General features: G+C 73.4%; 14 protein-coding genes. 11 read left to right on the top strand and 3 right to left on the bottom strand.

The window, feature by feature from the left end:
• Positions 1-90 precede the first annotated feature (90 nt).
• The 7 genes from ACFYZA_RS32070 (at position 91) to ACFYZA_RS32040 (ending at position 18,710) form a co-directional block, all read left to right on the top strand.
• Positions 91-1,149 (top strand): FecCD family ABC transporter permease, encoded by a 1,059-nt coding sequence (locus tag ACFYZA_RS32070; RefSeq protein ID WP_388494312.1) that lies wholly within the window; start codon positions 91-93, stop codon positions 1,147-1,149.
• Positions 1,146-2,207, top strand: coding sequence for a FecCD family ABC transporter permease (locus ACFYZA_RS32065; protein ID WP_388494248.1), 1,062 nt, complete (start codon positions 1,146-1,148; stop codon positions 2,205-2,207). Before ACFYZA_RS32070 ends, ACFYZA_RS32065 begins: the two co-directional genes overlap by 4 nt.
• Before the next feature lie 40 nt (positions 2,208-2,247).
• Positions 2,248-3,093, top strand: a complete 846-nt coding sequence (locus tag ACFYZA_RS32060; RefSeq protein ID WP_388494247.1) for an ABC transporter ATP-binding protein — start codon at positions 2,248-2,250, stop codon at positions 3,091-3,093.
• A 107-nt stretch (positions 3,094-3,200) separates the two neighbouring features.
• The gene (locus tag ACFYZA_RS32055) at positions 3,201-4,262 is read left to right on the top strand and encodes an iron-siderophore ABC transporter substrate-binding protein (RefSeq protein WP_388494246.1); all 1,062 of its coding nucleotides are present in this window, start codon (positions 3,201-3,203) and stop codon (positions 4,260-4,262) included.
• Positions 4,259-6,046: an ABC transporter ATP-binding protein gene (locus ACFYZA_RS32050; protein ID WP_388494245.1), complete on the top strand. Its 1,788-nt coding sequence runs from the start codon at positions 4,259-4,261 to the stop codon at positions 6,044-6,046. Before ACFYZA_RS32055 ends, ACFYZA_RS32050 begins: the two co-directional genes overlap by 4 nt.
• A gap of 57 nt (positions 6,047-6,103) precedes the next feature.
• Positions 6,104-17,020: an amino acid adenylation domain-containing protein gene (locus ACFYZA_RS32045; protein ID WP_388494244.1), complete on the top strand. Its 10,917-nt coding sequence runs from the start codon at positions 6,104-6,106 to the stop codon at positions 17,018-17,020.
• Positions 17,007-18,710: an ABC transporter ATP-binding protein gene (locus tag ACFYZA_RS32040; RefSeq protein WP_388494243.1), complete on the top strand. Its 1,704-nt coding sequence runs from the start codon at positions 17,007-17,009 to the stop codon at positions 18,708-18,710. Before ACFYZA_RS32045 ends, ACFYZA_RS32040 begins: the two co-directional genes overlap by 14 nt.
• 99 nt (positions 18,711-18,809) lie before the next feature.
• Here the strand turns inward: ACFYZA_RS32040 and ACFYZA_RS32035 are convergent, their stop codons facing one another.
• Positions 18,810-19,955 carry an alpha/beta hydrolase-fold protein gene (locus ACFYZA_RS32035; RefSeq protein ID WP_388494242.1) on the bottom strand — a complete coding sequence of 382 codons (1,146 nt, stop codon included), beginning with the start codon at positions 19,953-19,955 and terminating at the stop codon, positions 18,810-18,812.
• A 191-nt stretch (positions 19,956-20,146) separates the two neighbouring features.
• On the opposite strand from ACFYZA_RS32035, the gene ACFYZA_RS32030 reads away from it, so the two are divergent.
• The 4 genes from ACFYZA_RS32030 to ACFYZA_RS32015 all read left to right on the top strand — a co-directional run bounded on the left by ACFYZA_RS32030 (position 20,147) and on the right by ACFYZA_RS32015 (position 23,015).
• Positions 20,147-20,359 (top strand): MbtH family protein, encoded by a 213-nt coding sequence (locus ACFYZA_RS32030; protein ID WP_382590232.1) that lies wholly within the window; start codon positions 20,147-20,149, stop codon positions 20,357-20,359.
• 88 nt (positions 20,360-20,447) lie between these two features.
• On the top strand, positions 20,448-22,028 hold the full coding sequence (locus ACFYZA_RS32025) for an amidohydrolase (protein WP_388494241.1): 1,581 nt from the start codon (positions 20,448-20,450) through the stop codon (positions 22,026-22,028).
• Positions 22,025-22,255 carry a hypothetical protein gene (locus ACFYZA_RS32020; RefSeq protein WP_388494240.1) on the top strand — a complete coding sequence of 77 codons (231 nt, stop codon included), beginning with the start codon at positions 22,025-22,027 and terminating at the stop codon, positions 22,253-22,255. The genes ACFYZA_RS32025 and ACFYZA_RS32020 overlap by 4 nt, the downstream gene beginning before the upstream one ends.
• 220 nt (positions 22,256-22,475) lie before the next feature.
• Positions 22,476-23,015, top strand: coding sequence for a GNAT family N-acetyltransferase (locus tag ACFYZA_RS32015; RefSeq protein WP_388494239.1), 540 nt, complete (start codon positions 22,476-22,478; stop codon positions 23,013-23,015).
• Between the two features lie 60 nt (positions 23,016-23,075).
• Here ACFYZA_RS32015 and ACFYZA_RS32010 read toward each other — a convergent pair whose 3' ends face one another.
• Positions 23,076-24,230 (bottom strand): acetylornithine transaminase, encoded by a 1,155-nt coding sequence (locus ACFYZA_RS32010; RefSeq protein WP_388494311.1) that lies wholly within the window; start codon positions 24,228-24,230, stop codon positions 23,076-23,078.
• Between the two features lie 44 nt (positions 24,231-24,274).
• Positions 24,275-25,147 (bottom strand): acetylglutamate kinase, encoded by an 873-nt coding sequence (gene argB, locus ACFYZA_RS32005; RefSeq protein ID WP_388494310.1) that lies wholly within the window; start codon positions 25,145-25,147, stop codon positions 24,275-24,277.
• Between the last annotated feature and the right edge of the window lie 53 nt (positions 25,148-25,200).

Here is a 25,200-nt window from a genome sequence, read left to right as displayed (position 1 = left end):
CGTACGAGCCGTCGCGTCGGCGGCCCGGCCCCCGGCGACGACGAGGTGCCCGGTCAGCGGGGCGGCCGGGCCCGGGTAGCCTTCGTCGGCATGGGCACGACTACAGTGGAACGCCCGGCGCTGGTCAGGGTCGTTGTGGCCCGGCGGCGCCGGATCGCGGGTTTGGCAGTCATCCTCGCGGTCCTCGCGGTCGCCGCGGTGGTCTCCATCGCCGTGGGCGCCCGCGCCCTGAGCCCCGCCGAGGTGTGGCACGGGCTGTTCTCGGGGTCGGACCCGGACCAGAAGCTCACCGACATCAGGCTCATCGTGCAGACCGTGCGGCTGCCCCGCACGGTGCTCGCGGTCGTGGCCGGCGTCGCGCTGGGCGTCGGCGGTGCGCTGATCCAGGGATTCACCCGCAACCCCATCGCGGACACCGGCCTGTTGGGGGTCAACACCGGCGCCTCGTTCGCCGTCGTGACGGCGATCTCCCTGCTCGGGCTCACCGACCCGTTCCAGTACCTCTGGTTCGCGTTCCTGGGCGCCGCGCTCGCCGGTGTCGTCGTGTTCGGGCTCTCCAGCATCGGCCGGGGCGCCGGCAATCCGCTGACGCTCGCCCTGGCCGGGCAGGGGGTCACGGTGTTCCTCGCGGCGATGACGACGGCGGTCGCGCTGTCGGACAAGGCGGCCCTGAACGCCCTGCGGTTCTGGAACGCCGGCTCGGTGGCGGGCGTCCCGTTCCGTGTCATCTGGCCGGTGACCGCCTTCGTCGTCGTCGGTCTCGTCATGGCCCTGGCCGTCCTGCCCTCCGTCAACCTGCTCAACCTGGGTGACGACGTGGCGCGGGGCCTCGGCGTGAACATCACGCTCATCCGGACCGTCGGCATCGTCGCCATCACCCTGCTCGCGGGCGCGGCCACGGCGGCGTGCGGCCCCATCGCGTTCCTCGGGCTCATGGTGGCGCACGTGGCCCGCTACCTGGCCGGGCCCGACTACCGCTGGCTGGTGCCGTACGCGGGTCTGCTCGGCGCGGTCGTCCTGCTGGTCTGCGACATCGTGGGCCGCGTGGTGGTGCGGCCGGGCGAGCTGGACGTCGGCGTCCTCGTCGCCCTGCTCGGCGCCCCCTTCTTCGCGGCCCTTGTCCTGCGAGGAAAGTTCAAGAGCGCATGAACATGACCGTGGTGAAGCCGGCCGTGACGCCGGGGGTGCGGCTCGGGGGCGTGTCGTTCGTCTGGCGGCCCAGGGTCGTCCTGGTCACGCTGCTCCTGCTGGCGGCGACGTTCCTGCTGTTCTGCGTGTCCATCGCGGTGGGGGACTTCCCCATCGGCCTGCCGAGGGTCATCGCCACGCTGTTCGGCGGGGGCGAGCGGGTCGACGAGTTCGTGGTCATGGACCTGCGCATGCCGCGGGCGCTGGCCGGGCTCGTCGTGGGCATCGCCCTCGGGGTCTCCGGGGCGCTCACCCAGTCCATCGCCCGCAACCCGCTGGCCAGTCCGGACATCCTCGGGATCACCGGCGGCGCCGGCGCGGTCGCGGTGTTCCTGGTGACGGTGTCGGGCGGGGCCGCGACCGCGGTCAACGGCTCGGTCGGCCTGTCCGGGGCGGCGCTCGCGGGCGGTCTGGGCACGGGTCTCCTGGTGTACTTCCTGGCGTGGCGGCGCGGGGTCGACGGTTTCCGGCTCATCCTCATCGGCATCTCGGTGAGTGCCGTGACGCAGGCGATCACCACCTGGCTCCTGGTCACCGCCGACATCAAGGACGTGGCGCGCGCCCAGGCGTGGCTGGTGGGCTCGTTGGACAACCGGTCGTGGGACGAGGTGGGGGTGGCGCTCTGGGGCACTCTCGCCGTCATGGCCGTCGTGGCCTGCGTCGCCTTCCAGTTCAAGCCCCTGCACTTCGGCGACGACGTGGCCGCGGGGCTCGGCGTCCGGTACGCGCTGGTGCGGGCGGTCCTGCTGCTGTGCGCGGTGCTCCTCGCCGGATTCGCCGTGAGCGCGGCGGGTCCCGTCCCGTTCGTGGCCATGGTGGCCCCGCAGGTGGCGGCGCGTCTGACGAAGCATCCGACGCCGCCCCTGGTGGCCTCCGGCACGGTGGGGGCGCTGCTGCTGATCGGCTCGGACCTGGTCGCCCGTACGGCGCTGCCCATCACCCTGCCGGTCGGCGTGGTCACCGCCGCGATCGGCGGGCCGTTCCTCGTCTACCTCCTGGTGCGGGCGAACCGCCGCTAGATGGTAGAAAGGTTAGGCAAGCCTAATCAGAGGGGGAGCCATGGCCGTTGAGTACATCACCGCGACCGAGCCCGGGGTCGCCGACGTTCCGCGGCTCGCGGCCAGGGGCGTCACGGTCGGATACGGCGACCGCACGGTCATCGACGCCCTCGACGTGACGATCCCGCCGGGCGTGGTGACCACGATCATCGGCCCCAACGGGTGTGGAAAGTCAACCCTGTTGAGGACCCTGACGCGGTTGCTCAAGCCGACCCGGGGATCGGTCGTCCTCGACGGCGAGGACATCGTCCGGCTCAAGACCCGGGACGTGGCGAAGAAGCTCGGCCTGCTGCCGCAGTCGCCGGTCGCGCCGGAGGGCCTGACCGTGGCGGACCTGGTCGCCAGGGGCCGTCATCCGCACCAGAGCTGGCTGCGCCAGTGGTCCTCCGACGACGTCTCGGTCGTGGAGCGCGCGCTGGATCTGACCGGGATTTCCGACCTGGCCGACCGCCCCGTCGACTCGCTCTCCGGGGGTCAGCGGCAACGCGCCTGGATCTCGATGACGCTCGCTCAGGGCACCGACCTCCTGCTCCTGGACGAGCCCACCACCTATCTGGACCTGGCGCACGCCATCGACGTGCTCGACCTGGTCGACGACCTGCACGAGTCGGGGTGCACGGTGGTCATGGTGCTGCACGACCTCAACCTGGCCACGCGCTACAGCGACAACCTGATCGTGATGAAGGCGGGTGCGGTCCTCGCGCAGGGCCACCCGCGCGATGTGGTCACCCCCGAGCTGCTCCACGAGGCATTCGGCCTGCGGGCCAAGGTGATTGAGGATCCGGTGGGCGACCGGCCGCTGATCGTGCCGATCGGCCGGACCCATGTCCCGAGCCTGGGCGACTGAACTTCGCGGCCTCAAACTTAGGCTAGGCTTACCTTACTGACGCAAGCTAAGGTTTGCCTGCCCTGATGCGGGGCCGCGGTGGACAGTACGAAAGCAAGGGATTCCGGATGCTCCTCGACCGAACGACACCTATGACGTCCTGGCGGCGGCTGGCGGCGACCGTGTCCGCCGCGGCCCTCGGAGTGGGGCTCCTCGCGGGGTGCGGTTCCGACTCGGCGGACAAGGACACGAGCGGCGGCGCCAACGCCCCTGCCGCCGCCGGTGCGTTCCCGGTCACCGTGGAGCACGCGTTCGGATCCACGAAGGTCGACAAGGCCCCGCAGCGGGTCGTGACGGTCGGCTACACCGACGACCAGGACGTCCTCGCGCTCGGCGTCAAGCCGGTCGGCATGGTCGACCAGTACCCGAACCCGTCGGGCCAGAGCCCCGACATCAACACGCAGTGGCCCTGGGTGAAGGACAAGTGGGGCACCGCCAAGCCCGACGTCATCATGAACAACGGCGACACCGGCCCCAACTTCGAGAAGATCGCGGCGCTCCGGCCCGATCTGATCGTCGCGGTCTACTCCGAGATCGACAAGGCCGCGTACGACAAGCTCTCCAAGATCGCCCCGACGATCGGCCGCACGAAGACCGAGAAGGAGCCGTTCAGCGCTCCGTGGCAGGACAACGCCCTCCACATCGCGAAGGCGCTCGGCAAGGCCGACGAGGGCAAGCAACTGGTCCAGGGCATCCAGGACAAGCTCGCCGGGGTCAGGAAGGCGCACCCCGAGTTCGCCAACCAGACCGCGGTCGCGCTGTCCTGGTACAAGAACTCGGTCACGCCCTTCACCACCAAGGACGTTCGCGGCCAGCTCCTGAGCGGCATGGGCTTCAAGGGCCGGCCCGAGATCGACAAGATCGCCGGATCCGACTTCTCCACCCAGCTCTCCCCGGAGCGCATGGACCTCGTCGACGTCGACCGCGTCTTCGCCATCAACGACAAGGCCGACACGGACGCCCTCAAGAAGGACAAGCTCTTCTCCAACCTGAAGGTCTCCAAGGCCAACAAGGTGTCCTACCTGCTCGACAGCGAGGGCCCGGCGGCCGGCGCGGCGATGTCGCAGGCCACCCTCCTCTCGCTGCCCTACGCCATCGACCAGCTCGTCAAGTCGGCCGGCCAGGCGTGAGCGTCACCGAAACGCGCGCCGCCCCGGCCACCCTGCGCACCACGGGTGGCCGTGAGGCGGCCCGCTGGGTCGCGGCGCACTGCCGCGAGATGCCCTGGCTCACGGCCGCCACCGTGTTCAGCACGGTGGCCGGGGCGGCGCTCCAGATGCTCCCGGTGCTCCTGCTCGGCCAGGTGGTCGACGGAGTGGTCGGGGGCCGGCCGCGCTCGGCCCTGGTCACGACGGGGGTGGTGATGGTGGCCGCCGCGCTGCTCGGCGCGGCGGCCACCGCCGTATCGACCTACCTCATCGGGCGGCTCGGCGCCGACCTGCTCGCCCAACTGCGCGAAGGCGCGGTCCGGGCCGTCCTCGGGATGCCCATCGCCCGGGTCGAACAGGTGGGCCGCGGCGATGTGCTGTCCCGGGTCGGCGACGACGTCGCCGTCCTGTCCAAGGGCATCCGCTCGGCCATCCCCACGGTGTTCTCGGCGGGCATCCTGGTGGCCGTCGCCACGATCGGCATGTTCGGGCTCGACTGGCGGCTCGGCCTCGCGGGGGCCTGCGCGCTGCCCGCCTACGCGCTGGCCCTGCGCTGGTACCTGCCCCGGTCCGCCCCGCTCTACCGCAAGCAGCGGCTCGCCCAGGCCGATCGCGCGCAGGCGCTGATCAGCGGCCTGAACGGCATCGACACGGTGCGGGCGTACCGCCTGGAGGGCGCCTTCCGCGAGAAGGTGGCCGACGACTCGAAGCGGGTGCGGGACTACGGGATCGAGGTGTTCCGCTTCTTCGGCCGGTTCGTCGGCAGGGAGAACCGCGCGGAGTTCATCGGCCTGGTGCTGATCCTCGTGGTGGGCTTCGTCCTCCTGGAGACCGGTTCCGCGAGCCTCGGTGACGTATCGGCGGCCCCGCTGGTCTTCCACCGCCTGTTCACACCGCTCGGCGCGATCATGTTCACCTTCGACGAGGCGCAGAAGTCGGGCGCGAGCCTGACCCGGCTCGTCGGGGTGCTGACCGAGCCGGCGGCGGAGCGGCTGGTCGGTCAGGCGGACACCGCACCGCGGCAGGGCAGTTCGTACCCCGTGACGGTGAAGGGCCTGACGTTCTCCTACCCGGGGGCGGAGGAGCCGGTCCTTCGGGACGTCGGCCTGACGATCCCGGCGGGCGGCTCGCTCGCCCTGGTGGGAGCGACGGGCGCGGGCAAGACGACGCTTGCCGCCCTCATCGCCGGCATCGAGACCCCGACGGCCGGGTCGGTGCGCATCGGGTCGACCGATCTCGCCGATCTGGACGAGGTCGGGGCGCGGGCGCTGGTGAGCGTCCTGACCCAGGAGACCCACGTCTTCTCCGGCCCGCTCGCCGACGACCTCCGGCTGGCCGCGCCGGGGGCGAGCGACGCCGAACTCACCGACGCGCTGCGCACGGTGGGCGCCGACGGGTGGGTCGAGGCGCTGCCCGACGGGCTCTACACGGCGGTCGGCGAGGGCGGCGAGCGCCTGGACGGTATGAAGGTCGCCCATGTGGCCCTCGCCCGGCTCGTGTTGGGCCGTGCGCCGGTGGTGGTGCTCGACGAGTCGACCGCGGAGGCGGGCAGCGAAGGCGCCGCCGAGCTGGAGCGCGCCGTCCAGGCCGCCTGCGCGGGCCGCACCACGCTGTTCGTGGCGCACCGGCTGACCCAGGCGATGGCCGCCGACCGGATCGCCGTGCTCGATGCCGGGCGGGTCGTGGAGCAGGGCACGCACGAGGAGCTGGTGGCCCTGGGCGGCCGTTACGCGCGGCTCTGGCGGGCCTGGAGAGACGGTAGTTAGGTAACCCTAATTTAGGTTAGGGTTACCTTCGTGCCTTGGAAGGGTGTTGAGTCTTCGATGATGGAACCGAGCGCTCGTCTCGTGCTGTTCTCTCCCGCGCGACTGGCCGATGTGCGCCGGCGCCTGGGCGGCTACTCCGACCGGACCGTCGCCGAGGCGGGCGCCATCGGTCTCGCGTACTGGGCGGCGGGCCGGAGCCCGGCCGGCCTCGACCTCGCTCCCGGCACGCCGTTCGCGGACGTCGTCGCCCGGGTCGACAACGGCCTGGGCGCGCCCGGCGGTTGGGAGGTCGGCGCGGCCGGCCCGGACGGCATCCGCATCGCCGTGCCGGACGGCGTCCTGGTGTCCGACGCCCAGCTCGCCCTCGACGACCTGGCCGACTTCCCGGACCGGCCCCTCGCGGCCATCGGCCCCTCCGGCGTGACGGAACGGCTGAGGACCCTGGCCGAATGGAACGACACCGGGTCCGACCGGGTCCGCCCGACCATCGTGGAGATGTTCCGCGAACAGGCGCGGCTCAGGCCGGACGCGGTCGCCATCGTCGACGAACACCGCTCACTGACCTACCGCGAGGCGGCGCGGAAGTCGGCCCAACTGGCCCACCAACTCAGGGGACTCGGGCTCACCGCCGAGCAGGTCGTCGGCATCTCGCTCGGCCGCTCCGCCGACCTGGTGATCGGCCTGCTCGGAGTGCTCCAGGCCGGCTGCGCGTTCGTGCCGCTCGACCCGCAGTGGCCCGCCGCGCGCCGCGCCGTCGTCATCGACGACGCCCGCGTCGTGGTCCAGCTCAACGACTCCGGCGCACACGACCCGGCCGAACCCGCCGCCGTCGCCGTCGATCTCGACGACTGGCAGCACGGCGACCAGCCCGACGAGGACCCCCAAGTCCCCGTCCGCGGCGACGCGTTGGCCTACGTCATCTTCACGTCCGGTTCGACCGGCCGGCCCAAGGGCGCGATGATCCGGCACGAGGCGATCAGCGAGCGCCTGCTGTGGCAGGTCGACGAGATCCTCGGCTTCGGCCACGACGACGCCTCGCTCTTCAAGGCGCCGCTGTCCTTCGACATATCCGTCAACGAGATCTTCCTGCCGCTGGTGTGCGGCGCCCGCCTGGTGGTCCTGCGCCCCGGCGGTGAGCGCGACCCGCACCACATGCTGGGCGTGATCGCCGAACAGCGCGTCACCTTCACCTATCTCGTCTCCTCCATGCTCGACGTCCTCCTGGAGATGGCGGGCGACTCCGACCGCCTCGGCAGCCTGCGGCACGTGTGGTGCGGCGGCGAGGTGCTCACCCCGGAGCTGTACGAACGGTTCCGCACCCGGCTCGGCATCCCGATGTACCACGGCTACGGCCCGGCCGAGACGACGATCGGCGTCTCCCACGTCATCTACCGGGACACGGCCGAGCGCCTGTCGACGTCCATCGGCAAGGCCAACCCCAACACCCAGCTGTACGTCCTGGACGACGAGCTGCGCCCGGTCCCGGTCGGCGTCGGCGGCGAGCTCTACGTGGGCGGCTTCCTCCTGGGGCGCGGCTATGTGGGCGCGCCCGGCCTGACCGCCTCGCGGTTCGTGGCGAACCCCTTCGCCGACGACGGGTCGCGCCTCTACCGCACCGGCGACCTCGCCCGGTTCGCCCCGGACGGCTCGCTCGACTTCCTGGGCCGGGCCGACAACCAGGTCAAGGTCCGCGGCATGCGGCTCGAACTCGAGGACGTCGAGGCCGGTCTCGCCGAGCACCCCCACGTCCGGCACACCTGCGTCGTCGCCAAGAAGAACAGCGCGGGCGGCACCTACCTCGTGGGCTACGTGATCCCGGCCGCCGGCCATGAGGACCTGCGGGCGGACGAGGTCAAGGCCTGGGCCGCCGGCCACCTGGTGGAGTACATGGTGCCCGCCCACCTCGTCGTGATGCGGGAGTTCCCGCTCACCGCGAACGGCAAGCTGGACCGGCGCGCGCTGCCCGAGCCCGAGATCGTGACCGGCTCGTTCGTCCGGCCCTCGACCGACGACGAGCGCGCCGTGTGCGCGGCCGTCGCCGCCGTCCTGCGCCTGGAGGAAGTCGGCGTCGACCAGGACTTCTTCCAGCTCGGCGGGGACAGCATCCTCGCCATCTCGCTGCTGAGCGCGCTGCGCGAGGCGGGGCTCTATGTCAGCGCGGGGCAGATCTTCGCCAACAGCGTGCTGGGCGCACTCGCGGCCGTGGCGAGCCGCGAGGACGTGTCGGGGGTGGACCACGCCGACGTCGCCACCGGGCCCGTCACCGCGTCGCCCATCGTCCAGTGGCTCGGCGAGACCACCGACGCCATCGACGGATTCGTCCAGTCCGTCGTCCTGAACACCCCGGCGGACCTCACCGCCGCCACCCTCGACGCCGTCCTCACCTCCGTCGTCGCCCGGCACGACATGCTGCGCGCCCGGCTCGTGCGCGGCGAGCGCTGGAGCTTCGACATCCCGGAGGCCGACACGGCCACGGCGGGCTGGCAGGAGAGCGACCTGCCCCTCGACGCGTGCGTCGCCCTCGCCACCGAGGGACTCGACCCGGACCACGGCGTGATGCTGCGGGCCGTCTGGCGCCGCGCGGCACGCCAGCTGGTCCTCGTCGTCCACCACGTGGTGATCGACGGAGTGTCCTGGCGCGTCCTGATGGAGGACCTCGCCACCGCCTGGCGCCTGGCGTCCGCCGGCGAAACCGTCGAACTCCCTCCGGCCGGCACCTCGTTCCGGCGCTGGACCCAGCTCCTGGAGCGCGCCGCCTTCGACGCGGACCGCGCCCACTTCGAGCGCCCCCTGCCGGGGCCGGACGCGCCGCTGGGCCGGCGGGCCCTGTCCGCCGACGACACCGTCGAGCGGGAACGGCAGCGGACCTTCACGGCCGGACCGGGCCTCACGGCCGCGCTGCTCGGCGAGGTCCCGGCGAAGTTCCACGCGGGCGTCAACGACGTGCTGCTGACCGCGCTCGCCGTCGCCCTCGCCCGCCGGCGCCGCGACCTCGGCCAGGACCAGACGTTCGCGCACATCGAACTGGAGGGCCACGGACGCGAAGGCCGTCACGTGGCGGCCGCCACCGGTGTGGAGGCCGAACTCTCGCGAACCGTCGGCTGGTTCACCACGCTGTTCCCGGTGACCGTGGACCCCGGCACGGCAAACGACCTCACCGCCCCCGCGTACCTCGCCGCCGCACTCAAGGCGGTCAAGGAGGACCTCGCCCGCGTACCGGGCAACGGCGTCTCCTACGGCGCCCTGCGCCACCTGGCCGGCGTCTCCTTCACCGCCCCCGCGCCCCAGGTCCTGTTCAACTACCTGGGCCGCTTCGACGCGGGCGCCGCAGGCGACTGGCAACTCGCGGGAACCACCGGCCAGTTGGGCGAGAAGCGCGACCCGAGGATGCGCCTGCCGCGCGCCCTGGAGTTCAACGCGATCGCCGAACCCGCCGCCACCGGCGAGTACCAGCTCGTCACCACGATCTCCTGGCCCGAGGGGATGTTCACCGACGAGGACGTGGAGACGCTCGGCAGCTACTTCCAGAGCGCCCTCACCGGCCTCGCCGCGCTCGACCACGGCGGCCACTCGCCCAGCGACTTCCCGCTGGTGCGGCTGACCCAGGCCGACGTCGACGCCCTGGACGGCCCCGGACTGCGCGACGTCCTGCCGCTGACCCCGCTCCAGGAAGGCCTGTACTTCCACTCGGTCTACGACGACGACTCCGCGGGCAGCTACGTCGAGCAGCAACTCCTCACGCTGGAAGGCGACATCGACGCCGACCGGCTGGCGGCCGCGGCGACCCGCCTGCTCGCCCTGTACCCGAACCTCGCCGCGCGGTTCACCGCCCTCGACGACGGCCGCGTCGTCTCCGTCCTGCGGGGCGGCGCCGAGGCGCCCTTCACCGCGGTCGAGCGTCCCGGCATCACCGACGAGGAGATCCGCGAGCACGCCGAGCGCGACCGCCGGGCCGGCTTCGACCTGGCCACCGGACCCCTGATGCGGTTCACGCTGTTCCGCGACCCGGAGTCCGGGCGGGGCGTCCTGGTGCAGACCGTGCACCACCTCATCGCCGACGGCTGGTCGGTGCCGCCGATGCTGCGCGCGCTGCTCGCCGAGTACCACGCGCCGGGAACCGTGTACCCGCTGGGCACATTCGCCGACTACGTCGGCTGGCTCGCGGGACGCGACGCCGACGAGAGCGACCGCGTGTGGGGCGCCGAGCTCGCCGAGCTGCCCGGCCCCTCGCTGGTGGCGGCCGGGCACACCCCGTCCGACCGGTTCGCCGACACCTCCCTGGAGGCGGCGCACGACCTCGACGCGGCCGTCCGGTCGGCCGGCGCGACGCTGAGCGTCGCCGTGCACAGCGCCTGGGCGCTGACCCTGGGCGACATCCTGAACTCCTCGGACGTCGTGTTCGGCTCCACCGTCTCCGGCCGCGACGCGGACGTGCCCGGCATCGCCGACATGGTCGGCCTGTTCATCAACACCGTTCCGCTGCGCGCCCGTTGGGGCGCCGGAACCACCGCGCGCGAGCTGCTGTCCTCGGTGCGCGAACACCAGGGCGCGGTCCTGGCGCACCAGCACGTCTCGCTGGCCCGGATCGGCCGGCAGGCCGGCGTCGGCTCCCTCTTCGACACCCTCGTGGTGTTCGACGTGGCGACCGACGTCAGTGCCCTGCGCCGCCCCGGCGACACGCTCGTCGTCACCGAACTCGTCAACGAGGGCGCCCCGCACTACCCGCTGACGCTGGTCGTGGAGCGCTCCCCGGACGGGCGCCCGAGCTTCAACCTGATCTACGACGGCGAACTGCTGCGGGAGAGCGGCGCACAGGACCTCCTGCGCCGGTTCACCCACACCCTCACCGGCCTCCTCGACCGGCCCGACGCACCCGTCCGCGACCTCGTGCCCCGGGCGGCCGGGAGCCCCGCGCCGGTCACCCCCACGACCCTCGGCGCCCTCTTCGACGCCGCGGCGGACCGCGACCCGGCCGCCACCGCCGTCACCCAGTGCGCCCTCGACGGCACCACCCGGTCCCTGACCTACGGTGAACTGGCCGCCGCCAAGGACGAGTTGGCCGCCGCCCTGCGCGCGGCCGGGGTCCGGCCGGGCCGGCGCGTGGCCGTCGCGGTCCCGCGCACCATCGAGCAGGTCGTCGCCCTGGTCGCGATCGTCAGCGCGGGCGGCGCGTACGTACCCCTGGACCTGGCGTACCCCGACGAGCGTCTCGAGTACGTCCTCGCGGACGCCGCGCCCCAGGCCGTCCTCGTCGACCCGGAGCAGCGGGAGCGCTTCACGGCACTCCTGGAGAAGGCCGGCGTCCCGGCCCGTGTGCTCGTCCAGGGGGACGAGCCGGCGCGGGCCGCGGACGTCACCCCCGCGCCCCCGGCCACCTGGCACGACCCCGCGTACGTGATCTACACCTCCGGCTCGACCGGCCGGCCCAAGGGTGTCGTCGTGCCGCACTCCAGTGTGGTGACCCTGCTCGCCAACACCCGGCCCGACATGGACTTCGGCCCGGCCGACGTGTGGGTCCAGTTCCACTCCTACTCCTTCGACTTCGCGGTCTGGGAGCTGTGGGGCGCCCTGGTCCACGGCGGCGAACTGCTGCTCCCGGACTACGGGTTGACCCGCAGCCCGGTGGACTTCCACCGCCTCGTCCGCGAGCACGGGGTGACCGTCCTCAACCAAACCCCTTCCGCCTTCTACCAGTTCATCGAGGCCGACCGGCTCGCGGCCGAGCCCCTCACCGCCCTGCGCCGCGTCATCTTCGGCGGCGAGGCCCTCGACCTCGGGCGGCTGCGCGGCTGGGTCGAGCGGCACGGCACCGCCGCGCCCGAGCTGGTCAACATGTACGGGATCACCGAGACCACCGTGCACGTGACCCACCGGGTGCTGACCGACGACGACTTCGGCCCCGGCGACGACGCCAGCCCCATCGGCGGCCCCCTGCCGGGCCTGGTCACCTACCTCCTCGACGACCGCCTCGCGCCGGTGGCGCCGGGCCGGGAGGGCGCCATCTACGTGGCCGGCGACCAGGTGTCGCTCGGCTACCTGGGCCGGCCGGGCCTCACCGCGGGCCGGTTCGTGGCGAACCCGTTCACGAACGACGGCGCCCGCATGTACCACACGGGCGACCTCGCCCGCCGCACCCTCGACGGCGAGCTGGAGTTCACCGGCCGCGCCGACGACCAGGTCCAGCTCAAGGGCTTCCGCATCGAACTCGGCGAGGTCGAGTCCGCGATCCGTGACCTGGCGGGCGTCGTCGACGTGGCCGTCACCGTCGCCGACAGCGGCGACCACCTCGTCGCGCACGTCGTGGGCCGGGTGCCCGGCGAACTCGCCGCGCTGCTCGCCGAGCGGCTGCCCGTGCACATGGTCCCGGGCCGGGTCCTGCCGGTGGACGCCCTGCCGCTGACCGTCAACGGCAAGCTGGACCGCAAGGCCCTCGCCGCACGGGCCGCACAGGACGACACCCCGGTGGCTGTCACCGGCTCCGCCCTGTCCTCGCTCGTCGCCATCTTCGCCGAGACGCTGAACCATCCCGGCGCGGACGCCGAGACCGACTTCTTCGGCGCCGGCGGCGACAGCATCGTCGCCATCACCGTCGTCAACCGGGCCAGGGCGCTCGGCCTGCCGATCGCGCCCCGCGACGTGTTCCTGCACAAGACCCCCCGGGCACTGGCCGAACTCCTCGGCGCCCGCGCCCCGCAGACGCCTTCGGCCTCCGCCCCGCCCGCGCCCGCGCCCCGCGCGGACGGCCCGCTGCCGCCCACGCCGGTCATCCTGCGCCAGCGCGAACTGGGCGGCTCCCTCGACCGGTTCGCCCAGGCGCGGACCATCGAGGTGGCCGAGGGCACCACGCCCGCCGGCATCGAACGCGCCGCCGACGCGCTGCTCGCCGCCCACCCCGCCCTGCGGATGCGCCTGAACACCGGGCACGGCGTGTGGACCCTGGTGACCGAACCCGCCCGCGCGGCCGTCCTCCTCCACTCGGCGGCGGCCGACGCCGAGACCGCCGCGAACGAGGCGGCGGCATCGCTCGACCCCGCGTCGGGGAACGTCACCGCGTTCTCCTGGCTCGCGTCGAGCCGCACCCTGGTGATCACCGTGCACCACCTCGCGGTCGACGCGGTGTCCTGGCTGATCCTGCTCGACGACATGGCGGCCGCACTGCGCGGCGAGCCCCTCGCGCCGGCGACCACGTCCTACGCCGAGTACGCCGAGGCACTGACCCTGCGCGCCGCCGAGGAGACCGACGGCCTCGGGCACTGGACCGACACCCTCCAGGCGCCCCCGCTGCTGCCCGCCGTGGGCGGCCTGCGGGACACCACCGTGGTCGTCGGGCCCGGCCTCGGGGACCGGGTGACGCGCACCGCGCCCGCCGCCCTCGGCGTCGCGCTGACCGAGCTGCTGTGCGGCGCCCTGCGCACCGCCCTGACCGCGATCCAGCCGGCGCCCACCGACCTCGCCATCGAGCTGGAACGCCACGGCCGGTTCCCCGTTCTCGGACACCACGACTACACGCGCACGGTCGGCTGGTTCACCGCCATCGCGCCCGTCCGGCTCACCGCGCACACCGACCCCGTCGCCGCCGCCCGCGAACTCGCCGAGCGGCAGCCCGACGAGGCCGGACACCTCGCCTACGGCCGGCTGCGCTACCTCAACCCGCAGACCGCGCCGCTCCTGACCGCCCGGCCGCAGGTCCTGTTCAACTACCTCGGCCGGAGCGGCGAATCACAGGTGCCGCACATCACCGGCGGCGACCAGGGCAGCCCCTACGCCGTGGAGGTCAACGCCTGGACCGACGCGGCCACCGGCAGCCTGCACGCCGCCTTCACCCTCGCCGAGGAGATCCCCGACGAGATCACCGCGCACTGGTCGCGCGCCCTGGAAGCCATCGCGGACGCCGCCGACACGGCCGAGCGCACGGCACCGGTCACCCCGCTCCAGCGGGGCCTGTACTTCCAGGCCCAGATGGCGGGTTCGGCCGGGCACTACGTCGCCCAGAGCTACTTCGCCTTCGACCGGCGCCTGGACACCGACGCGCTGGCCGAGGCCATGGCCTCGGTGATCGCCCGGCACCCCGTGGTCGGCGCGGGCTTCCTCACCGACGACGACGGCAACCCCGTCCAGGTCCTCAAGGCCGGCCGGCGGATCACCGTCCACACGGTCGGGCTGTCCACCGAAGCGGACGTCGAGGCCCTGCGCGTCCGGGACCGCAACACCGGGTTCGACCCGGCCGAGCCGCCGCTGATCCGGCTGACCGTGATCCGGCTGCCGGACGGCCGCGACGGCCTGCTGCTCAGCTACCACCTGCTGCTGTGGGACGGCTGGTCCCGCGAGATCGTGCTGCGCGACCTGTTCACCGCGTACGAGGCCGTCCTCGCGGGCCGGCGGCCGGACAGCGACCCGGCCACGCCCGGATTCGAGGACTACGCCCGGGCGATCGCCGCCAGGGACCAGGCCGCATCGGAGCGGTTCTGGGCCGAGCACCTGGCCGGGCTCCCGGGCCCGACCCTGCTCGCCGGGCCGGCCCCGACGCTCAGTGACGACCTGCCGCCCGCCCTCGTCCACACGCTCTCCGCCGAGCGGTCGGCACAGCTGCGGGAGGCGGCCAAGGCACACGGCGTCACCCTGAACTCCGTACTGACCGGCGCGTTCGGGCTGCTGCTCGGCGCGCACACGGGCCGCGCCGACGCGGTGTTCGGCGTGACCGTCTCCGGCCGCGAGGGCGAGGGCCTGTCCGACATCGTCGGCGTGCTCCTCAACACCGTGCCGATGTGGACGCGGGCCCGGCCGGACGACACCGTCGCGGACTACCTGTCGGCCGTGCAGAGCGCCCGGGTCGCGGCCATGGAACACGAGCACCTCGGGCTCGGCGAGATCCAGCGGGCGGCCGGCCACGACGCCCTGTTCGACAACCTCTTCGTGCTCCAGAACTTCCTGGACATGGACGCCTTCGCCGAGATGAACGCCCGGCACGGCATCACCGCGGTGAAGTCCGACGACTCCACCCACTATCCGTTCACCTGGGTCGTCACCCCCGGCGAGCGCCTCACCGTCAAGCTGGAGCACCGCCACGGCGACAGCGACCGTGCCCGTCGTCTCCTCGACGACTACGTGCGCGTCCTCGGCGACCTCGCCGGTTCGACCGGACCGGTGGGGGCACTGCGCGGCCTCGGCCCGGTGCCCGAGCCCGTCCTCCGCACGGACATCGGCACGGACACCGTGGTCGACCGGTTCGACCTGGCGGCCGACAAGGCCCCGGAGCGGACCGCGCTCGTCGCGCACGGCCGGAGCATGACCTTCGCCCAACTCCGTGACCGCAGCCGCCAGTTGGCGGGCGTGCTCGCCGCTCGCGGCATCGGACCCGAGCGGACCGTCGGCCTCGCGATCCCGCGTTCGCTGGACTCGATCGTGGCGCTGTTCGCGGTGCTGCGCACGGGAGCGGCGTACGTACCGCTGGAGCTGGACCACCCGGACGAGCGGCTCGCGGCGATCGTCGAGGACGCCCGCCCTGACGTGATCCTCACCGTCGGCGCCGTGTCGCGGCGGCTGACCGGCGAGACGATCGAACTGGACCGGCCCCTGCCGCCGGCCGAGCCCTTCACGACGTTCGCCCCGGACGACCCGCGGCGCCTGCGCCACCCCGCGTACACGATCTACACCTCCGGTTCGACGGGGAAGCCCAAGGGCGTCGTGACCGAGTACGCCGGTCTCACCAACATGCTGATCAACCACCAGCGCCGCATCTTCGAACCCGTACTCGCCGAGCACGGCGACCGGCTCTTCAAGATCGCCCACACCGTCTCGTTCGCGTTCGACATGTCGTGGGAGGAGCTCCTGTGGCTCGCCGACGGCCACGAGGTGCACATCTGCGACGAGGAGCTGCGCCGCGACGCGCCCGCCCTCGTCGAGTACTGCGGTGAGCACGGGATCGACGTCGTCAACGTGACGCCGACGTACGCGCAGCAGCTGGTGGCGGAGGGCCTGCTCGACGACCCGGCCCGGCGCCCCGCGCTGGTCCTCCTCGGCGGCGAGGCCGTCACGCCCACCCTGTGGCAGCGGCTCGCCGACACGGAGGGAACGGTCGGCTACAACCTGTACGGCCCCACCGAATACACCATCAACACCCTGGGTGTCGGCACCTTCGAGTGCCAGGACCCGGTGGTGGGCGTGGCCATCGACAACACCGACGTGTTCGTGCTCGACCCGTGGCTGCGCCCGCTGCCGGACGGGGTGCCCGGCGAGCTCTACGTCTCGGGCGTCGGCATCGCCCGGGGCTATCTCGGCCGGCCGGCCCAGACCGCGCACCGCTTCGTCGCGTCCCCCTTCGGCGAGCCCGGCGAGCGGATGTACCGCACCGGCGACCTGGTGGTCCGGCGCCCCGACGGGAACCTGATGTACCTGGGCCGCACCGACCAGCAGGTCAAGATCCGCGGACACCGGGTCGAACTGGGCGAGGTCGAGGCCGCGTTCACTGCGCACCCGGCGGTGGCGTTCACCGCCGCCGTCGCCCAGCGCGACCCGGGGGTCGACGGCGCGTACCGGCTGGCCGCCTACCTCGTGCTCGACGGCGGCGCGGACCTCGCGACGGTCGCCGCCGAGGCGGGCAGGGGGCTGCCGGACTTCCTGCGCCCGACGCACTACGCCCAGGTCGACAGCATCCCCCTCACGGTGAACGGGAAGGCCGACACCTCGGCCCTTCCCGAGCCCAAGCCGCTGGGAGCGCTGACCACTTCGGGTGAGCGCGGCCCGGAGACCGAGACCGAGACCCTGGTCTGCGAGTTCTTCGCGGAGACCCTGGACCTGGACGACGACGAGGTGAGCGCGGTGGGCGACTTCCTCTCCCTCGGCGGACACTCCATGCTGGCCGTACGTCTGGTCGGGCTCCTGCGCCGGGAGTTCGGCCCCGTGATCACGATCCGTGATCTCTTCACCCTGCGAACCCCGGAAGCGATGGCGCGTCACATCGATGAGCACTCCTGACGTCCAGCGATCCCGCCGCCCGGGATCGGACATCCTGCGCACGGCGATACGCCGCAACGTCGGCGCCATGGTCTGGGGCACCGTCCTCATGGGCCTCTACCAAGCCGGCGAGACCGCCTTCCCGATCGCGCTCGGCCTGATCGTCGAGCACACGCTGAGCGAGCGGAGCACCACCTCGCTCGCCGTGTCGGTCGCGGCGCTCGCCGTGATCATCACGACGGTGTCCCTGTCGTGGCGGTTCGGGATGCGCATCCTGCAGAAGGCCAACACGACCGAGGCCCACCGCTGGCGGGTGAAGGTCGCGGCCTGCGGCCTCCAGCCGGTGGCGCGGAACACCGGTCTGAAGTCCGGCGAGGTGCTGACCATCGCCACCGAGGACGCCGACCAGACCGCCGACATCGTCGAGGTGGTGCCGATCCTGATCAGCTCCATGATCTCGGTGCTGATCGCGGCGGTCGCGCTGGGCATGGCGAGCCTGCGGCTCGGGGTGCTCGTCATCGTGGGGACCGTCGCGATCCTCTCGGTCCTCAGCGTGATGTCCAAGCGGATCGGCACCAGCACCAAGGAGCAGCAGGCCCGGGTGGCACGGGCGGGCGCGAAGGTCGCCGACCTGATCACCGGCCTGCGCCCGCTGCACGGCTTCGGCGGCAACCACGCGGCGTTCCGGTCCTACCGGAAGGTCAGCACGGAGGCGAAGGAGCAGTCGATCACCGTGGCCCGGGTGAACGGCGTCTACGCGGGCACGGCCCTCGGGCTCAACGCGATCCTCGCGGTCTCGGTGACCCTGACCGCCGGCTGGCTGGCCTTCGACGGCCAGGTCGGCATCGGGCAGCTCGTCATGGCCGTGGGCCTCGCGCAGTTCATCATGGAGCCGCTGAGGCAGTTCTCGGACATGCCGAAGTACGTGATGATGGCGCGCGCGTCGGCCGAGCGGATGGCCCTCGTCCTGTCCGCGCCGCCGGTGGCGGACCCGGGCTCGGAGCGCGTGGACCCGGGCGGGGACCTGGAGATCGACTGCGTGCGGTACGGGTCCCTGCGGGGGCTGAAGTTCCATGTCCCGGCGGGCGAGTTCACGGCGATCGCGGCCTACGAGCCGCGTGCGGCGGCCGAGATCGCCTCGATCCTCGCGGTGCGGGTCCCGCCGGACGCCTACGAGGGAGTGGTACGGGTCGGCGGGCGGCAGCTCGCGGGGCTCTCGGTCGACTCGGTCCGCGAGCACATCCTGGTGAACCCCTATGACGGGGAGATCTTCGCCGGGACGCTCCGCTCCAACATCGACCCCTCGGGGACGAGCCGGATGCTGCCCGAGGCGGTCGAGGCCTCCCTGCTGACCGATGTCGTGGCCCTGCACCGGCAGGGGCTCGACTACGAGGTGCGCGACCGCGGCTCGAACCTCTCCGGAGGGCAGCGTCAACGCCTGTCCCTGGCACGGGCGTTGGCCGCCGACACGGACGTACTCGTGCTGCGCGATCCGACGACGGCGGTGGACGCCGTCACCGAGCAGCTCGTCGCCCGCAACCTCGCCGAGCTGCGCCGGGGCCGGACCACCGTGGTGATCACCAGCAGTCCGGCGCTGCTCGACGCCGCCGACCGGGTCCTGGTCGTGGACGACGGAGTCGTCACGGCCGAGGGCACCCACCGCAAGCTGCTGGCGACCGACGAGGCGTACAGCGCGGCGGTGACCAGGTGAGCGACGGAAGCGGTGAACCGGTGAACCGGTGAGGACGGCCCGGGGGCCCGGCGGATCGCCGGGCCCCCGGGCCGTTGCCCGTCGGGTGGTGTCCGCCCGTCAGGCCAGGGCCCAGGCGACGTCCCGGAGCAGGGCCTGGCGCCAGCCGGCCCGGTCGTGGCCCGCCGCCGAACGCGAAACGCGCACGGTGGCACCGGAGTTCTTCGTGAGGGCCTCGACCGCTTCGCAGTGGGGGAGCATGCGCGTCTCGTGCTCGCCCAGGTCGAAGGCGATCCTCAGCCCCGCCGGGGCGGGGTGCTCGCGCAGGCGCGCGGCGATGGCGCCGCCGGCCGGGCCGCCCAGCGGGTCCGCCAGGTCCTCGGCGCCCGGTGTCCACCAGAACGACCCCGACTGGCAGGCGACGCGGGACACCAGGTCCGGGAACTCAAGGGCCGCGTACATCGCGCTCAGGCCGCCCAGGCTCTGCCCGGCGACCACCAACGTGCCCGTATCCGCGGGCACTTCACCGTCCGCCACCAGCGGAAGCAGTTCGTCCCGTACCGCCTCCCACCACCGCGGCCGGCACCCGAACTCGCCGAGCCGGTCCTTGGCCGGCACGAAGACCAGCGTGGCCGGGGGCATCTCGCCCGCGGCGAAGGCGGCGTCGAACGCGGTCATCGCCGGGTGCAGATGCAGCCAGTCGTCCCCGTCGAGCAGCAGCACCACCGGGCCGCCGCCGCCCACCGGGTGGACCCGCACGGTGCGCCGGCCGCCCAGCAGTTCACTGGCCCAGCGGACGCGGGTGCGGGGCAGCGGCAGCACATCGGCCGCGTCGACGGCCGGCCAGTGCGGCTGGGGCGGGGCGTCCGGGGTGGCGGCGATGGACCGCTCGCCGCCGGCGCCGACCGGGTTGAACGGGTCGGCGTACGAGACGTCCCCCACGAGGAACCGGTAGGTCACCCGGAGCCGGGCGGGCATGCGCACCTCGGCGTACCAGCAGTCCGTCTCGCGCCACCGGACCAGCGGAACGGGCTGTGACCAGCTCTCGAACTCGAGGACCGCGGGGGAGCCCCGCCACCGGAACAGGGCGGTCCAGCCTCCGTCCGCGGACGGCACGCAGGCGGGTGCCGCCGTCGCCCAGAACGCGTCGGTGCCGGGCCTGTCGGGCAGGCCGTACGCGTCGAACGGGGTCCCCGGACCGGCCGGTGAGCCGGAGGCGGTGCCGGTCCTGCCCGGGCTCCCCGACGGTTGTCCTGGCGCGTGCATCGGTGTCTCCTTGTGAGGACGAGAGGGAAACGTTAAGCTCTTCAATTAGGTGAGCCTAACCTAAGCATGGCTCGCCCGACGGCCGACTCATCCCGATCAACCACCCCCACGGGCGCGGCCCTTGCTGCCCGGTACGCGCCTGCGCCCGGACCGCGCGGGCGCCCCCGACGGGCTCCAGGAGGAACCCCCGCATGAGCACCAACCCGTTCGACGACGCCGACGGCCGCTTCCTGGTCCTGGTGAACGACGAGGGCCAGCACTCCCTCTGGCCGTCCTTCGCCGAGGTGCCCGGAGGGTGGACGGTCGCGCTGGCGGAGTCGACCCGCGACGCGTGCCTGGAGTTCATCGAGTCGAACTGGACCGACCTGCGCCCCCGTTCCCTCGCGGCGGCCGTGGACGCCTGACCGGGAACGCCCGGCGCCGCCCCGGCCCGCACGCCCGGGCCGGCCGGACCCGGCGGCCCGGGGGCCGCCCGCAACGGACGGACTTCCCATGCTGTGCACGAGGCTGACGAACGCGAACATCGTCACCATGGACCCGGACCGCCCGGCCGCCCGCGACCTGGGCATCTGGCGGGGCCGGATCGTGGGCCTGGACGAGGCCGTGACCTCCCTGCCCGCCCGCGAGGTCGTCGACCTCCAGGGCGCCACCGTGCTGCCCGGGTTCATCGACAGCCATGTCCACCTGGCGTGGGCCGGGCTGAAGCAGAACGCCCCGAGCGTCGCCCCGTGCCGGCGGGCCGAGGACGTGCTCGCGGCCGTCGCCGAAGCGACCTCGCGCACCGGCGCCCCCGGCGACTGGGTGGACGTGATGGGCTACGACCAGCGGGCCCTCGGCCGCCATCTGACCGCCGCCGAACTCGACACGGCCGCCCACGGCCGCAAGGTGTTCCTGATGCACGACTCGGGCCACGGCTGTGTCGTCAACAGCGCGGTCCTGGAGCTGCTCCCCGCCGGAGTCCCGCACCGGGACGGCTTCCTGGCCGAGGGCGCCATGGCCGCCGTGCGACGGCTCCGGCTGCCCTACGCCCAGGCCGACCTCGCCGACGCCGTCGAGCGGGCGGCCAGGACCTGCCTCGCCGAAGGCGTGACCGCCGTGGCCGAGGCGGGCATCGGGGGCGGTCTGCTCGGCCACAGCCCGGTGGAGCTCGGCGCCTATCAACTCCTGCGCGACCAGGGCAGGTTGCCGCTGCGGGTCCAGCTCATGGCGGCCGCCGACACCCTGCGCCCGCGCGCGGCACACCCCCGGGACGGCCTGCCGCGCGCCCTGGACCTGGGCATGCGCACCGGGTTCGGGGACGACTGGCTGTCGCTCGGCGCGCTCAAGATCTACACCGACGGCGGCATGATGGCCCGCACGGCCGCGCTCACCGAGCCGTACGCGGGCACGGACCACACGGGCCAGTTGCAGGACGACCCCGAACGCCTGGCCCAACTCGTCGTGGACGGCCATCTCGCCGGCTGGCAGCTCGCCGTCCACGCCATCGGCGACCGCGCCGCCGACCTCGCGCTCGACGCGCTGGAGCGGGCGCAGCGCCTGCGCCCCCGGCCCGACGCGCGGCACCGCATCGAGCACGCCGGACTGATCCGCCCCGACCAGCTGCCGCGCTTCGCGCGCCTCGGCGTCAGCGCGGTCGTCCAGCCGACGTTCCTGTACTCCTTCGGGGACGACTACGCGCAGGTGATGGGGGAGCGTCGGGCGCCCTGGATGTACCGGGGCCGCGGGTTCCTGGACCACGGGGTAACGCTCGTGGGCAGCTCGGACCGGCCCGTCACGGACGGGGCACCGCTGCGGGCCGTGCAGTTCATGGTCGAGCGCGCCTCCGCCTCGGGCCGGCCGATCGGGCCCGGGGAGGCGATCACCGTCGAGGAGGCGCTACACGCCTACACGGTCGCCGGCGCCCACGCCTGCCGATGGGACGCCGTCGCCGGCAGCCTCACCCCGTCGAAGCGCGCCGACCTGGTCGTCCTCGCCGAGGACCCCCGGCGCGTCGAGACCTCCCGGATCGGCGGCATCGAGATCGTGGCGACCTTCGTCGACGGACAACGAGCAACGGAAGCGGGAAAGCTGTGAACGGTCGGACGGACACCCTGGAACGCCTCTCCCCGCTGTGGGACGGGGCGGCTGTTCCGGTGCGCTGGGTGATCTGGCACCGGGGCGCGGACGAATCCATCGTCTTCGACCGGGAGTTCAACATCCCGTTCGATGTGGACGACGCGGTCCTCGGCGAGGTGATACGCCGGATGCGGGAGGCCGGGACCCCGGAGACCGACGCCTACCCCGGCCGACCTTGCGGGTAGCGCAGGAGAAGTCGGTGGCCCTCGTGCGTCTGACGGTCCGTCAGCAAAGCGGTGCCGTCGTCCTGTTGGGAGACGGCCGCCCGGGCGACTTGGCCCATTCACTCAGGTAAGGCTAACCTTACTTCGACCGTTCCATCGGGGCCGGCCGGCCCGCCGCGGCCCCCGGACTCCGTCCGGGAGATCCCCGCGCCCGCGAACGGCGACCCGAGGAAGGAACGCCTTGACCACGGCCACGCTGCCCCCTGCCGCCCCCGCCGCGCTGCCGCCCCGAGCCCCCGCCACCCGATGGCCCGGCGCTCTACGGCCCGCGGCCGCAGCCTTCACGGTGCGGCCGGCCCGCGAGGGCGACGGCCCCGCGCTCGCCGCCCTCTCCCGGCCGTTCGTCCGCGCGGGCGCGCTCCGTGAGCGCCCCCTCTCCCTGTACCTGGCCCGGGCGTCCGACTTCCTCGTCGCCCAAGCCCCCGACGGCACCCTCGAAGGCGGCCTCGGGCTGAGCGAACACGCCACGGACGGCGTGCTGTACAACTTCTGCGTCGCCGCCCACCGGCAGGGCTCGGGCATGGGCGGCCGCCTGCTGCGGGCGGCGCTCGCCCGGGCCCGCGGCCGCGCTCTGGGCAGGCTCTTCACCGCGACGACCGGGAGCGGCCGGCTCTTCCTCGGCCACGGCTTCGTCCCCGTCGCCCCGGAACTGGCCCCGCCCGCCTGGGCGCGCACCCTGGACCCCGGCCGCGACGCGCGCGTCCTGGCCCGCACGCTGTAGACGCCGAGGGGCGGGCCCCGAGAGGGACCCGCCCCTGGTGTGAGGGACCTCGGCCGGAGGTCAGGACGCGCCCGCGGCCGCGTGCACGGCGTCGAGGACCGGGGGCAGGGCCGCCACGAGGGCATCGGCCCGCTCCTCGGGCACGGTGAGTGCGGGGGCCAGCCGTACGACGCCGGGCCCGGCCGCGTTCACGAGGAACCCGGCGTCCTGGGCCGCCTGTTGGACCCGCGCGGCGACCGGCTCGGCGAGGACGACGCCCAGGAGCAGCCCCGCGCCCCGCACCTCGCGCACCAGCGGGTGCTCCAGCGCTTCGATGCCGTCGCGAAGCCGCTCGCCGACCCGCGTGACATGCGGCAGGAGCCCCTCCTTCTCGATGGCCTCCAGGACGGCGAGCCCGGCCGCGCACGCGAGGGGGTTGCCGCCGAAGGTCGAGCCGTGCTGACCCGGGGTCAGCAGCTCGGCGGCGGCGCCGAAGGCGACCGTGGCGCCGATCGGCAGTCCGCCGCCGAGTCCCTTGGCGAGGGTGACCACATCGGGCTCCACGCCCGGCTCCGCCTGGTGCGCGAACCAGTGGCCGGTGCGGCCGATCCCGGTCTGCACCTCGTCGAGCACGAGCAGACTGCCCGTGGCCCGGGTGATCTCGCGGGCGGCCCGCAGATAGCCGGCGGGGGCCGGAACGACCCCCGCCTCGCCCTGGACCGGTTCGAGGACGACCGCCGCGGTGCGCTCGGTGACCGCCGCCCGCAGCGCCTGTGTGTCGCCGTAGGGGACGTGGGTGACCTGCGCCGGAAGGGGTGCGAAGGGGGCCTGCTTGGCGGGCTGGCCGGTGAGGGCCAGCGCCCCCATGGTGCGTCCGTGGAAACCGCCTTCGGCCGCGACGAGGTGCGGCCGCCCGGTCCTTCGGGCGATCTTGAAGGCGGCTTCGACCGCCTCGGCGCCCGAGTTCGCGAAGAACACCCGGCCCGGCCTGCCCAGCAGGTCCACGAGCCGTTCCGCCAGCGCGACGGGCGGCTGCGAGACGAACAGGTTCGACACGTGCCCGAGCCGGGCGGCCTGTTCCGAGACGGCCGAGAGCAGGCCCGGGTGGGCGTGGCCGAGGGCGTTGACCGCGATCCCGCCGGTGAAGTCCGTGTACGCGCGGCCGGCTTCGTCCCACACCGTGCTGCCCTCGCCCCTGACCAGGGCCAGCGGGGGTGTGCCGTAGTTGTCCATCATCACCGCGCGCCAGCGGTCGGTGAGCCCGGTCGTGCTGTCGGCGGTCACGCGCCGTCCTCCTTGCCGCCGGGCCCCAGGGGCCCGGGCTCCTCGTCCGGCACCACCGTGGTGCCGGGTCCGTCCTCGGTGAACAGGCCGCGCAGCAGCGCGTGCGGCACCCGGCCGTCGATGACCCGCGCACGGGAGACCCCGGCCCGGACCGCCCGCAGGCAGCCCTCCATCTTGGGCAGCATGCCGCTCGCCAACTCCGGCAGCAGCGAGTCGAGTTGACTGGCCGTCAGGCGGTCGATGACGTCGGTGCTGCGCGGCCAGTCGGCGTAGAGCCCCTCGACGTCGGTCATCACCATCAGCCGGTCCGCGCCGAGGGCCACGGCGAGCGCCGAGGCCGCGAGATCGGCGTTCACGTTGTAGATCTGGCCGTCCTCGCCGCGTGCGACGGGCGAGATCACCGGGATGCGGCCTTGCTCGAGGAGCGTGCCGATCGTCGAGGCGTCCACGGCCACGATGTCGCCGACGAGGCCGATGTCCACCGGCCGGCCGTCCACCACGGCGGCCCGCCGCACGGCGGTCATCGTGTGCGCGTCCTCGCCCGACAGGCCCACGGCGAACGGGCCGTGGGCGTTGATGGCCCCGACCAGCTCCCGCTGGACCCGGCCGGTGAGCACCATGCGCACGACGTCCATCGTCTCCGGGGTGGTCACCCGCAGCCCGGCCTCGAAGCGCGTTTCGAGGCCGAGCCGGTCGAGCAGGGCGCTGATCTGGGGCCCGCCGCCGTGCACGACGACGGGCCGAAGGCCCGCGTGCCACAGCTCCACCACGTCCTGGGCGAACGTCCGGTGCAGCTCCGGGTCCACCATGGCGTTGCCGCCGAACTTGACGACGACCGTGCGGCCCTGGAGCTCCTCGAGCCACGGCAGGTCCGCCGCCGCATCCGGCGCGGCCGGTGTCCTCGGCTCCGCCGTTCCCGCGC

This window comes from Streptomyces sp. NPDC001828 (assembly GCF_042892175.1).
In the GTDB taxonomy this organism is placed as follows: domain Bacteria; phylum Actinomycetota; class Actinomycetes; order Streptomycetales; family Streptomycetaceae; genus Streptomyces.
Note: the sequence above shows the minus strand (reverse complement) of the source record. Positions and strands in the feature narration are given on the sequence as shown.